Below are 12,608 nucleotides of genomic sequence, written 5' to 3' on the forward strand. Positions count from 1 at the left end.
TCCTAGTTTTTCAATATAAAGTAAGCAATGACAGCCAGCACCACCACTGACCAACCAATAATTTCAATAGATTTTCGCAATTTTACTGCGAATTTTTCACCGCCCCATGCAGCTAATTTTGCCACCAGCAAGAAACGCGCTAAACGTGAAACAAATGCGGTGATGGCAAAAGGGAAAAATGCCATTTGCATTACCCCAGAGCAGAGAGTAAACACCTTGTAAGGAATTGGGCTAAAACCCGCCACAAACACAACTAATACGCCCCATTGCTCAAACCAATTTATGGCTTTTGCCCAATGCGCACCATATCCCCATTGTTGTACAATGTTTTCCACCCAGTCCGTTGCATAATAACCAATAGCGTAACCGATAACCCCACCGATGACAGAAGCAATCGCCGTATAAAATGCAAATTTCACCGCACTTTTTGGCTTTGACATAGACATTGGGATCAACATCACATCAGGTGGAATAGGAAAAAATATCGCCTCGATAAAACTAACAAAAGAGAGCCAAAAAGTCGCAAAACGGTGCATTGACCATTGCATGGTTTTATCGTACATCGTGCCGAAAATTTTCATATTTCTTCTCTATTTGGTAAAACGCGCCATTATTCCTGCTCTAACCAATCTTGTAAAGCCGAAAGTGAATGATGTGCAGTAAGATCTGCCTGAATTGGCGTGATAGACACATAACCATTTTTCACTGCATGGAAATCTGTTCCCTCGCTTTCATCTTCGGGTAATGCTGAAGGGCCAATCCAATAAATGGTTTCATCACGAGGATCCCTTTGTTTAATGACTTCTGCAGACGAAGCACGGTAACCCAAGCGACACACCTTGTAACCCTTTAATTCTTCAAAAGGTAAATCTGGCACATTGATATTAATAATTTCACGAGGATTTAATAATTGGTGATGTAATTTGGGAATGAGATCACACACAACTCGTGCCGCTGTTTCATAATGTTGACGACCATCTAACGAAACCGCAATAGCAGGCAGCCCTAAATGGCGACCTTCAAGGGCTGCGGCTAATGTGCCTGAATAAATCGTATCATCGCCCATATTACAACCAGCATTAATGCCTGATACCACTAAATCTACTTGGCCAGATAAAAATCCGTTTAACGCTAAATGTACACAATCTGCTGGTGTACCATTCACACAATAATCGCCACTGTCTAAATGGCGTGGGCGCAGTGGCTCCACTAATGTGAGCGAGCTTGATGCCGCACTTCGATTACGATCTGGGGCAACAACAATGACTTCGGCAATTTTTCTTAATTCTGTTGCTAAAACTTGAATGCCTTCTGCATGAAAACCGTCATCATTACTGACTAAAATTCGCATTGTACTTCCTTATGCTTCTGTATAATTTACTAACTCACGAACCAATGCCGTGGCATAACTGCCTGCAGGCAAATAAAATTTCAAACGCAAGCCTTCTGGCTCAAATGCCCAAGAAAACGCTTTTGCTTTCATTAATAATGGACGACGCGCTGCCTTCATTCTCTCTTGTGTCATTAAAGGATCGAAAACTGAATGTTTACTTACAATTTCATTTTCAATATCGCTTGCGGCCAACACATCTTCGCCAATTAAAGGGGCGGTGAGTAAAATATCTTGATTTTCTAACCGCACTTGCAAGGCATTTAAGTCTTCTTTTTCATCCGCTTTGAACCAACTGTGCGAACCGGTTAATTGCACAATATCACTTGGCAAAACTTCATTTGTTGCGCCCTTTGCAATACGTGCTGCCACAACTAAATTAAAAATTTCACTGCGAGCAGCGGAAAGATAAAAACTGCGTTTTTTGCGATCTTTTACCTTAATTTCTCCTTGCGCCCAACGCAATGCTTGCGTGAGGTTATGACCATCTCGACCAAAACGTTGTTCCGTAAAATAATTTGGGAAACCCAAATTTGCCACAAAATCCAACCGCGCTTTAAGTTCATCAGATTCTTCTGCACTGCGTAATAAAATATCGAAATAATTTCCCTCAAGGCTACCAGTACGAATTTTTCGGTTATGTCGAGTAACCGCTAAAATCTCTACGCCATCTAATTCAAATTGACTGAAATCGGGCATTTCCATTCCTGGCATTTGTAAACAAAACCATTGTTCTGTCACCGCTCGACGATCTTTCAACCCCGCATATCCCATATTGCGTTCAGAAACACCTGCAAATTTAGCTAATTTTTCGCCAACAAATAAGGTGTTGCAATCTGTTTTGCGTACATACAACGCAACAAACTCACCTTCGCCTGACATTTCATAGCCTAAATGCTCTCTTACAATAAAATCCGCACATTCAGCCTTTAAAAGTGCGGTGGTTTTTGGCGGAGTTTTTAATGCCAAATAAGGGAGTTGTTCGAGCATGATTAAGGGTTCTTTTTTATAGAAAATAATTGCGCGAAATTTTATGCGACTTTTGGTGATTTATCCACTAAAATAACCGCACTTTTGTTCTTGTTGAAGGATTTTATTATGTCAAAATTGGCTGAATTACAAGCAGAAACCCGTGAAATTATCACTGATTTACTTAACGATGGTAGTGACCCGGATGCGCTTTATATTATTGAGCATCATATTGCTCATCACGATTTTGATTTGTTAGAAAAAATCGCCGTAGATGCGTTTAAAGCCGGTTATGAAGTTTCCGAAGCGGAAGAATTTGAAGATGATGGCAACCCCATCTTCTGTTTTGACATTATCAGTGAAGTAGAATTAAAAGCGGAAATTATTGATGCTCAACAAAAAGAAATCCTTCCGTTATTAGAAAAACATAAAGGCATTTATGATGGTTGGGGCACCTATTTTGAAGATCCGAACGCCGATGACGATGAATACGGCAATGATGGGGAATTTTTTGATGACGAGGATGTCGAAGAGCCTCGTGTGCATTAATCATTCTTTTTAACCGCACTTAATAAGTGCGGTTATTTTTTTAGGAGTTTCAATATGAAATTAAAATCACTTTCCTTAGCATTATTGGCGCTGCCTTTTGCTGTGCCAGCATTAGCGGATAATCCGCAAAGTGCGGTGCAAAATAATATTGTTTCTTTTAATGCTGAAGTCGAAAAAGAAGTTTCACGAGATTTGTTACAAGTTACACTTTTTTATCAGGCAGAAGGCACCTCACTTTCAACCTTAAATAAAACGATCAATGAGAAATTAAGCAAAGCGCTTTCTATCGCGAAAAACGAAAGTGCGGTGGAAATTAAAGATCATTTTCGTCATACCAGTCTGCGTTATAACAATCAAGGCAAGCAATCTGGCTGGATTGACCGTGTAGAACTTGTATTAGAAAGCAAAGATTTCCAAGCCATTTCCAAAGTGATTAGCGAGCTTGATGGCGTTATGGCGGTGGAAAGTACGAATGCACTTATTTCATCAGAAAAATTAATGAGTTTAGAAAATGAATTAACTCAAGCTGCGTTGGATAAATTTAAAAACAAAGCCACATTAATTCAAAATTCGTTGAATATGAAAGGCTATCAAATTTTAGATTTAGATGTCTCTTCCGTGAATGAACAAACCATGAGCCCACGACCTTATATGATGGCGATGGCAAAATCTGCTGATATGAGTGCGGTGGATTCTTCTGGCGATGCTTATTTGGAAAATGGTAAAGAGAAAATAAAAGCACGCATTAGTGCGCGAATTGCATTGCGCGCGGAATAATTTTCGCTACAATGGTACGACTTTTTTTAACCGATTTTTTTATAAGGAAAACATAATGAAAGTAGCAAAAAATGTAGTGGTGAGCATTGCTTACCAAGTTCGCACACAAGATGGCGTATTGGTAGATGAAGCGCCAGCGAATCAACCACTAGAATATTTACAAGGCCACAATAATTTAGTAATCGGTCTTGAAAAAGCGCTTGAAGGTAAAGAAGTAGGCGACAAATTTGAAGTACGTGTACAACCTGAAGAAGGTTACGGTGCATACAGCGAAAATATGGTTCAACGTGTACCAAAAGATGTATTCCAAGGTGTTGATGAACTTGAAGTCGGCATGCGTTTCTTAGCTGATACTGACATTGGTCCTGTTCCAGTGGTGATTACTGAAATCGATGGCGATGAAGTTGTGGTTGATGGAAATCACATGTTAGCTGGTCAAGAATTACACTTCACGGTTGAAGTTGTCGCAACCCGCGAAGCAACGTTAGAAGAAATCGCACACGGCCACGTTCATGGCGCACATAGCCACCACCATGATGATGACGAAGAAGGTCACGGCTGTGGCTGTGGTGGTCATCACCACCATCACGACCATGATCACGATCACAGCGGATGCTGCGGCGGTGGTCACGGACACGGACATGGTCACGGCAGCTGTGGCTGCGGCGGTCATTAATTAAAAACAGCCAAAAACATTACCGCACTTTAGCAATGAAGTGCGGTATTTTTTTATTAAAAAACTGACAAAATGCGCTGAAAATATTGGATCCTAACGAACTTCTCGGTAGACTATAGCGCAATTTACTTAAAAAATTTTAGCCCCTCAAAATGAAGAAAAAATCGCTAAAACTCACCGCACTTTTTTTGGCATTAAGTTGCTTTCCTGCATTTGCGGAACAAACCGTTGATATTGAAGTTCAAGGTATCCGTGGTTTCCGTGCTGTTCGTAATACGGATCTCAATGTTCATCTGATTAACAAAGAAGAAATGGATGGCTCCGAACGCTATCAACATTTAGTCACTCAAGCTGTGGATCGTGGTTTGCGGGTGTTTGGTTATTATGAATCTTCCGTGCGTTTTGAACGAAAACAGCGTCAAGGTAAACGCGATTTATTGATTGCTCATGTTACACCAGGCGAGCCAACAAAAATTGCGGGCACTGATGTGCAAATTGAAGGGGAAGCCGCACAAGATGAAAATTTTGATTCGCTACGTAAAAAATTACCTAAAGAAGGGGTGTTAGTCGAACACCAAACTTACAATGATTACAAAACGGCGATTTCACGTTTAGCATTAAATCGTGGATATTTTGATGGGGAATTTAAGATTTCACGTTTAGAAATCAGCCCTGAAACCCATCAAGCATGGTGGCGAATGTTATTTGATAGTGGCGTTCGTTATCATTATGGCAATATTACTTTTAGCCATTCACAGATTCGGGATGATTACTTAAATAATATTCTTAACATCAAACCTGGTGATCCATATTTAATGAATAACTTATCGGATTTAACCAGCGATTTTTCATCTTCAAATTGGTTTAGTTTAGTATTAGTTCAACCTAATGTTAATCATAAAAGTAAAACTGTGGATGTGGAGATTATTCTTTATCCACGTAAAAAAAATGCGATGGAACTCGGGGTTGGCTTTGCAACTGATGGTGGCTTGCACACTCAAATTGGTTGGACAAAACCGTGGATTAATAGCCGTGGACATAGTTTCCGCACCAATCTTTATCTCTCAGCACCAAAACAAACTTTAGAGGCAACTTATCGACAGCCTTTACTTAAAAATCCATTAAATTATTACTATGATTACTCTGTCGGTTGGGAAGGGGAAAAAAAGAATGATACCAATACGAGAGCACTCACACTATCAGCATTACGTTATTGGAATAATGCGCATGGCTGGCAATATTTTGGCGGAGTTCGTGCGCGATACGATAGTTTTACACAAGCCGATATAACCGATAAAACATTCCTTCTTTATCCAACTGTTGGATTTACTCGTACCCGATTACGTGGCGGTTCTTTTGCAACTTGGGGCGACGTACAAAAAATCACTTTTGATGTGGGGGACAAAGTTTGGTTATCGGAAGCTTCTTTCGTAAAAGTGCAAGCCTCTAGCGCATGGATTCGTACTTATGCAGAAAATCACCGTATCGTTGCTCGTGCTGAAGTTGGGTATTTACATACAAAGGATATTGAAAAAATCCCACCCGCACTTCGTTTCTTTGCTGGTGGCGATCGCAGTGTGCGCGGTTACGGCTATAAAAAAATTGCGCCTAAAAATAAAAATGGAAAATTGGTTGGTGGCTCGCGATTACTTGCGGGCTCTTTAGAATATCAATATCAAGTTTATCCGAATTGGTGGGCGACGACCTTCGCAGATAGTGGATTAGCAGCTAATGATTACACCACTAAAGAATTGCGTTATGGTGCAGGCGTTGGTGTCCGTTGGGCATCACCAGTGGGCGCGATTAAATTTGATATTGCCACCCCGATTCGTGATAAAGATAACAGCAAAAATATTCAATTTTACATCGGGATTGGTACAGAAATTTAAGGTGAATTTATGACAGAACAAATACAACCATCAGAAACTTCACCAAAATCACCTGATCAACCTAATAAAAAACATTGGGTACGCAAGGCTTTTTGTATTGGAAGTGCGGTCATTTTGGTGCCTGTTTTAGGTGTTGCTGGGGCACTTTCTTTCGATGCTGGGCAAAGAGGTTTAATTCAACTTGCCGATAAAATGCTTGATAGTTTTTCCGTTGAGCAAATTGAAGGCGGACTACAAAATGGCTTGGTGCTAAATAATGTTCGTTATCAAACCTCTGGGATTGATACTCATATTGCACAAGCACGTTTACAGCTTGATTTCGGTTGTTTGCTTTCACGTGAGGTTTGTTTACGTGATTTCACTTTAAATAAACCAACGATTGCGATTAATACCGCATTACTGCCTCCATCAACGCCTGATAATTCCAAGTCTGGCTCGATGAAACGCATTTCCTTGCCAATTGATATCAATGCAGAAAATTTGGCAGTGCAAGATTTATCTGTAAATGTTGATCAAACTCATCTTACTCTCAGTCATTTTAAAAGTGCGGTAAGTTTAAATAATGAAAAAGGCTTAACTCTTGCGCCGACTGAAATTAACGATATTTCAGTTATTTCAAAAAAATTGCCCGAAGTTAAACCTGAGCCGCAAGCCAAACAACCGAATAAGCCTGTAGATTGGGATGCGATAGAGCAATCTTTAACGCCTGCTTTTTTAGGCAATGTATCAGAAATAATTCTTCCTTTTGATTTACACATCCCCGCGATTAAAGGCAAAAACTGGCATTATCAAGCGGTGAATGAAAAAGGTGAAACACTTCAATCTATTGAAATCCCAAACCTGATTGCACAGGCGGATACCGTCGATAACCAACTGCAATTACAAAAATTAGCGGTAGAAAGCTCGCTGGGTAATCTTTATTCACAAGGTAAATTACAACTTGATGGCGATATGCCACTAGATTTAACTTTAAAATCCCATTTAGAGCCGTTGAAATCCGATGGAAAAGAAATTCTGCCAGCGAGTGATGTCGATCTTACACTTTCAGGATCATTGAAAAAATCCACCTCACTTTCTTTGAAAACAAAAGGCGTATTAGATGCTGAACTGAATGGCGAAGTGCAATTAGCACAAGACAAAATGCCCTTAAACCTCACATTAAATGTGGCAAAAGGACAATATGCTTTTGTAAACACAATGGCGCCACTTAAAATTAATGATGTAACACTTAAGCTCACGGGGGATTTACTGAATTATCACGCTGAGCTTAAAGGGGGCGTAGATGGAATGGATTATATTCCTGCATCTCAAGTGGATCTTAATGCCGACGGTAAACTTTATGAAGTAACCGTCAATAAATTGGGGATAGCTTCGTTAGACGGTAAAAGTGAATTTGTGGGGACTGCAAACTGGAAAGAGGGCGCAAACTGGGATGTACAAGCCGATTTAGAAAAAATGAATATCGGTTTTTATGTACCTGTCATGCCTGCAACATTATCTGGCAAATTGCATTCACGTGGTTTTGCAGGCTCTCAAGGCTGGCAAGTGGAACTGCCTGTAGCTGATTTAAATGGAACTCTGTCTTCAAACCCCATCAGTTTAAAAGGCTCGGCAACGCTTAATCAAAATGTACTTCTAACAGTACCTGATTTGCAGATTAGATATGGTGAAAATCATCTTAACGCAAGAGGGGTATTAGATGACCATTCTGATTTTGTATTAGATATTGATGCACCGAATTTGCGTGGTTTATGGTCTGATTTAAGCGGCAATGTGAAAGGGCATGCGGCTATTTCTGGTCAGTTCACCAGCCCAAATCTTGATCTTGACTTAACTTCGTCTAATTTACACTTACAAGGTTTCCAATTATCTAAAGCGAGCGCGAAAGGGAATATCAAAAGTGATCCTTTAGCTAAAGGGCAATTCAATATTAAGGCAGTGCAACTTCATTATGGTGAAAGTTTTAAACTCCGTTTACTTGATCTCGCTTTATCTGGCGATGAACAAAATCATCTATTAACGCTTAAATCCCAAGGTGAGCCTGTTGCTGCAAATTTACAAATTAACGGTCATTTTGACCGCACTTTGGAGCAATGGAAAGGCACACTTTCCCAAGCAAAATTCGATACACCTATTGGTGATGTAAAATCTAACCAAGCTATTGCGGTGTCTTACGATCACAAACAAACACAAGCTAATATTGCTGCACATTGCTGGCAAAACACAGATGTAGAATTATGTTTCCCACAAGCATTCAATGTGGGCAAGCAAGGGAATATTCCTTTCCAATTTAAACGTGTTAATTTGGATTTAGTGAATAAACTTATCGAACAAGATAGCCTCAAAGGAAACTTGCAAGCACAAGGTAATGTTGCTTGGTTTACGGACAAACCATTCCAATTTACCGCCAAAGTAGATGGCAATCATTTAGCCTTCTCTCAAAAATTGGATTACCGTACGTTTAAATTGGATATTCCAAAATTAACACTTAACGCCGACATTCAAAATAATAATTTGGTTTTAAAAACAGGCATCAATGTGCATAACCAAGGCAGGATTGTAGGTGATATTCATTTAAATGACCTTGCTAAACATCGTCAACTTGGCGGAACTCTTGCGATAGAACGATTAAACTTGTCGATCGCAAATCAGCTACTTACTAGTGGTGAATCAGTGAATGGGGAGGTAGTTTCAAAGTTGAGTTTCGGCGGGAATTTAGAGAAACCATTATTAAATGGCGACTTCAATATTCGCAATATTCGTACCAAATTAAAATCTATGCCAGTCAATATTACTGATGGTGATATTGCCGTACGTTTCCACGGTAATAATTCCACTTTACGGGGAAAAATTGAAACTAGCGATAGTCGTTTAAATTTAACTGGCCGAGCAAACTGGGCAAATATTGAACATTGGACAACAGAATTAAATGCTCAGGCAAATAATTTCAACGTGGATATTCCTTCTATGGCGAAACTACGTTTCAGTCCAAATATCACGGTGAAAGCGAATCCGAAAGAATTGAATTTAAGCGGAACAGTCGATATTCCTTGGGCGCGAATTAGAATTGATAGCTTACCAGACACTGCTGAGCCAGTGAGCGAAGATGAAGTTATTTTAAATGGCCCTCATAAGAGCAAAGAAGAAATGATTAAACGTGAATTTGCGGCAAAAACAAAATCAGGCATGGATATTCGTTCTGATTTACGCATCAATATTGGCAAAAACGTCAGCCTTGATGCCTATGGCTTAAAAACCAATCTTGATGGTTTACTTTCTGTGAAACAAGACAGAGGAAATTTAGGTTTATTCGGGCAAATTAATTTAACCAAAGGACGTTATGCATCTTTTGGACAAGATTTATTAATTCGAAAAGGACAAATTAACTTTTCAGGCCAACCGTCACAACCGATGTTAAACATTGAAGCAATTCGTAATCCAGAAGCAATGGAAGACAGCAAAATTACTGCTGGTGTAAGAGTAATAGGTACGGCTGATAGACCTGATGTCACCATCTTTAGCGAACCAAGTAAACCACAAGATCAAGCACTTTCCTATTTGTTAACGGGTCGTTCATTAGAAAATAGTGGTGAGGCGGGATCCAGTGGATCCGTGGGGGCTGCATTACTTGGTCTAGGACTTTCAAAGAGCGGTAAATTAGTGGGAAGTATTGGAGAGGCTTTTGGTATCCAAGATTTAAACCTTGGCACATCGGGTGTGGGTGATAAATCCAAAGTGACCGTCAGCGGAAATCTCACCAACCGCTTACAAATAAAATATGGTGTAGGCTTATTTGATGGCTTGGCAGAAGTAACCTTACGTTACCGCTTAATGCCACAACTTTATTTTCAATCCGTTTCTAGTACAAACCAGGTGTTTGACTTACTTTATCAATTTGAATTTTAGGAATTTTATGAACCACCCTATTTTAGAACCCCAGCACCGCAGCGATGTACGTGAAATCGCGGCGATTGATCTCGGGTCAAACAGCTTCCACATGATTGTCGCGCGTATTGTGAACGGCTCAATCCAAGTACTTTCTCGCTTAAAACAAAAAGTTAAACTCGCGGAAGGCTTAGATGAAAATGCGGTGCTTAATCAAGAGGCTATCACGCGTGGTGTAAATTGCTTAGCCTTATTTGCCGAACGTTTACAAGGATTTCCTGTTGAAAATGTCAATGTGGTTGGTACTTATACGTTACGAAGAGCGATGAATAATGACGAATTTTTACGTCAAGCAGCCAAAGTTTTCCCCTATCCCATTAATATTATTAGTGGGCAAACTGAAGCTAAAACCATCTACGCAGGTGTATGCCACACGCAACCAGAAAAAGGCCGTAAGCTCGTTGTTGATATTGGTGGTGGCTCGACAGAAATGATTATCGGCGATGATTTCACGCCGCTTGTGGCTGAAAGCCGCCATATGGGGTGCGTGAGTTTTGCGACTCAATTTTTTACCGATGGTATCATTTCTCCAGAAAACTTTCAACGCGCGCGCCAAAGTGCGGTAAATAAAATCGAAGATTTAGGCTTTGAATATCGCAAATTAGGTTGGCAATCTGTGCTCGGATCATCGGGGACGATTAAAACTGTGGCGCAAGTCATTGCGACTAATCTTGATCCAAATGGAACTATTACAGCCGAGCGATTACATGCTTTAATTGAGCAAACGCTACAAGCTAAACATTTTACCCAGCTAAATATTAACGGTTTAAACCAAGACCGCGTGGATGTTTTTGTTCCTGGTTTAGCGATTTTAAGTTCGGTGTTTGAAGTTTTTCATATTCAACAAATGCGCTATTCTGACGGTGCATTGCGCGAAGGCGTAATTTATAGTCTAGAGAAAAACTTCCAAGTTGCAGATATTCGAGCGCGCACAGCTTGGGGATTAAGCGAACAATTCAATATTGACCAAGCCCAAGCCCACCGAGTTGCGGATAGTGCTAATTTACTCAGTGCACAATATAAAGATTGGCAATCGACAGAATTTATTGAAGAAATGCGCGAAATCCTACTTTGGGCAGCTCGCTTGCATGAAGTTGGCATTGTGATTAATCACAAAGGTTTACAAAAACATTCGGCGTATATCTTACAAAATATGGAATTACCTGGGTTTGATCGTGAACAGCAACGTTTGATTACCGCGTTAGTGCGTTGGCATATTGGCACGCTTAAACCTGCTGAGTTTTTTAAATTTGCACGTTATAGCGAGCAAGATGTGATGGCTTTAATGCGATTGCTTCGTCTTGCAGTTATTCTCAATAAATCCCGTCAAGCAACAGAAACAGCAAAAAATTTCACCCTTGAAATGCACCGCACTTTGAATGATTGGACATTGAATTTTGAAAGCGGATACTTAGATCGCAACCCGTTAATTTGGAATGAATTGCGAGCTGAAAGTAATCTTTTGAAAGAGTTTGAAAGCAGTTTAGTTTTTTATTAATTATCTTTCTGCTCAATATTTATGGGAGAAAAATTTAGGGCAAGCGAAATACTTGCCCTATTTTTATAATTTGACGGTCTGAAATAACGCTTTTATTTCATCCAATGATAATAATCTAAATGAGCCATTTGCTAATCCATTAATAGATAATGAGCCCATACTCACTCTCACTAATCGTAAAGTGGGGAAACCAATATGCGCAGTCATTCTACGCACTTGACGGTTGCGCCCTTCACTAATTTTAATTTCTAACCAGCTTGTGGGAATATTTTTTCGCTCTCGGATAGGTGGATTGCGTTCCCATAAATTTGGATCTGAAATTAACCGCACTTTAGCGGGTTTTGTCATGCCATCTTTGAGTTCTACACCTTTTCTGAGTTGTGCTAAATTGGTTTCTTCAAGGATGCCTTCCACTTGCACCCAATAGGTTTTTTCTGTTTTAAATTTTGGATCTGCCAAACGATGTTGTAATTCGCCATTATTAGTTAAAATCAGTAATCCTTCACTGTCTCTATCTAATCGACCTGCCGCATAAACATTTGGAATTGAAATAAAATCTTTTAAGGTAGCGCGTCCTTCTTCGTCGGTAAACTGAGTGAGCACATCAAAAGGTTTATTGAATAACACAACTTTGGTTTCATCCAACGACAGCGTTTTAGGTTTTGATTTTGGCTTAAAAGTGCGGTGAAAATTAACCGCACTTTTCCCTTTAGACGGCAATTTTCCCACTGAAAAATTCTTCTTCATTGAATTAGATTTCTATTTTGAGAGACTTGCAACATCATAGCAAAACTTCAAGCTGTAGTAATGATGATTACTTGAGTTAATCTAAAAAACTAAAAAGGCTAAGCCAGTAAAAACTGAACTTAGCCTCTCAATTAGATTTTCAAAATCGATATTTAAATCGATCTTTTT

At 39.7% G+C, this 12,608-nt stretch carries 10 protein-coding genes; 6 read left to right on the forward strand and 4 right to left on the reverse strand.

Annotated elements, in window-relative coordinates:
- Nucleotides 1–2: 2 nt before the first annotated feature.
- Genes AC6H0A_RS07595 through truD form a run of 3 tightly spaced genes read right to left on the reverse strand, consistent with a single transcriptional unit; the run spans nucleotide 3 to nucleotide 2,380 of the window.
- Nucleotides 3–581 (reverse strand): YqaA family protein, encoded by a 579-nt coding sequence (locus AC6H0A_RS07595; protein WP_005640919.1) that lies wholly within the window; start codon nucleotides 579–581, stop codon nucleotides 3–5.
- A gap of 29 nt (nucleotides 582–610) precedes the next feature.
- Entirely contained in the window at nucleotides 611–1,351 is a 741-nt protein-coding gene (gene surE, locus AC6H0A_RS07600) for a 5'/3'-nucleotidase SurE (protein ID WP_005640917.1), read from the reverse strand.
- A 9-nt stretch (nucleotides 1,352–1,360) separates the two neighbouring features.
- Nucleotides 1,361–2,380 carry a tRNA pseudouridine(13) synthase TruD gene (gene truD / locus AC6H0A_RS07605; protein WP_005640916.1) on the reverse strand — a complete coding sequence of 340 codons (1,020 nt, stop codon included), beginning with the start codon at nucleotides 2,378–2,380 and terminating at the stop codon, nucleotides 1,361–1,363.
- Between the two features lie 108 nt (nucleotides 2,381–2,488).
- On the opposite strand from truD, the gene rraB reads away from it, so the two are divergent.
- The 6 genes from rraB (at nucleotide 2,489) to ppx (ending at nucleotide 11,693) form a co-directional block, all read left to right on the forward strand.
- Nucleotides 2,489–2,908, forward strand: coding sequence for a ribonuclease E inhibitor RraB (gene rraB, locus AC6H0A_RS07610; RefSeq protein WP_179230795.1), 420 nt, complete (start codon nucleotides 2,489–2,491; stop codon nucleotides 2,906–2,908).
- A gap of 54 nt (nucleotides 2,909–2,962) precedes the next feature.
- Nucleotides 2,963–3,685 carry an SIMPL domain-containing protein gene (locus AC6H0A_RS07615; RefSeq protein ID WP_005640913.1) on the forward strand — a complete coding sequence of 241 codons (723 nt, stop codon included), beginning with the start codon at nucleotides 2,963–2,965 and terminating at the stop codon, nucleotides 3,683–3,685.
- A gap of 55 nt (nucleotides 3,686–3,740) precedes the next feature.
- Nucleotides 3,741–4,361 carry a peptidylprolyl isomerase gene (gene slyD, locus AC6H0A_RS07620; RefSeq protein WP_044232488.1) on the forward strand — a complete coding sequence of 207 codons (621 nt, stop codon included), beginning with the start codon at nucleotides 3,741–3,743 and terminating at the stop codon, nucleotides 4,359–4,361.
- A 152-nt stretch (nucleotides 4,362–4,513) separates the two neighbouring features.
- Nucleotides 4,514–6,250 (forward strand): autotransporter assembly complex protein TamA, encoded by a 1,737-nt coding sequence (gene tamA, locus AC6H0A_RS07625; RefSeq protein ID WP_005640909.1) that lies wholly within the window; start codon nucleotides 4,514–4,516, stop codon nucleotides 6,248–6,250.
- Between the two features lie 9 nt (nucleotides 6,251–6,259).
- Nucleotides 6,260–10,156, forward strand: coding sequence for an autotransporter assembly complex protein TamB (gene tamB, locus AC6H0A_RS07630; RefSeq protein WP_179230794.1), 3,897 nt, complete (start codon nucleotides 6,260–6,262; stop codon nucleotides 10,154–10,156).
- A gap of 7 nt (nucleotides 10,157–10,163) precedes the next feature.
- Nucleotides 10,164–11,693, forward strand: a complete 1,530-nt coding sequence (ppx, locus tag AC6H0A_RS07635; protein WP_070047078.1) for an exopolyphosphatase — start codon at nucleotides 10,164–10,166, stop codon at nucleotides 11,691–11,693.
- A gap of 63 nt (nucleotides 11,694–11,756) precedes the next feature.
- Here the strand turns inward: ppx and AC6H0A_RS07640 are convergent, their stop codons facing one another.
- A complete protein-coding gene (locus tag AC6H0A_RS07640) occupies nucleotides 11,757–12,440 on the reverse strand; it encodes an rRNA large subunit pseudouridine synthase E (RefSeq protein WP_005640901.1) in 684 nt (227 codons plus the stop codon).
- Between the last annotated feature and the right edge of the window lie 168 nt (nucleotides 12,441–12,608).

It is taken from the genome of Haemophilus sp. THUN1692 (assembly GCF_059704395.1).

Coding starts and splice junctions, on each gene's coding strand:
- AC6H0A_RS07595 (WP_005640919.1), bottom strand. CDS start 581: ATGAAAATTTTCGGCACGATGTACGATAAAACCATGCAATGGTCAATG.
- surE (WP_005640917.1), bottom strand. CDS start 1,351: ATGCGAATTTTAGTCAGTAATGATGACGGTTTTCATGCAGAAGGCATT.
- truD (WP_005640916.1), bottom strand. CDS start 2,380: ATGCTCGAACAACTCCCTTATTTGGCATTAAAAACTCCGCCAAAAACC.
- rraB (WP_179230795.1), top strand. CDS start 2,489: ATGTCAAAATTGGCTGAATTACAAGCAGAAACCCGTGAAATTATCACT.
- AC6H0A_RS07615 (WP_005640913.1), top strand. CDS start 2,963: ATGAAATTAAAATCACTTTCCTTAGCATTATTGGCGCTGCCTTTTGCT.
- slyD (WP_044232488.1), top strand. CDS start 3,741: ATGAAAGTAGCAAAAAATGTAGTGGTGAGCATTGCTTACCAAGTTCGC.
- tamA (WP_005640909.1), top strand. CDS start 4,514: ATGAAGAAAAAATCGCTAAAACTCACCGCACTTTTTTTGGCATTAAGT.
- tamB (WP_179230794.1), top strand. CDS start 6,260: ATGACAGAACAAATACAACCATCAGAAACTTCACCAAAATCACCTGAT.
- ppx (WP_070047078.1), top strand. CDS start 10,164: ATGAACCACCCTATTTTAGAACCCCAGCACCGCAGCGATGTACGTGAA.
- AC6H0A_RS07640 (WP_005640901.1), bottom strand. CDS start 12,440: ATGAAGAAGAATTTTTCAGTGGGAAAATTGCCGTCTAAAGGGAAAAGT.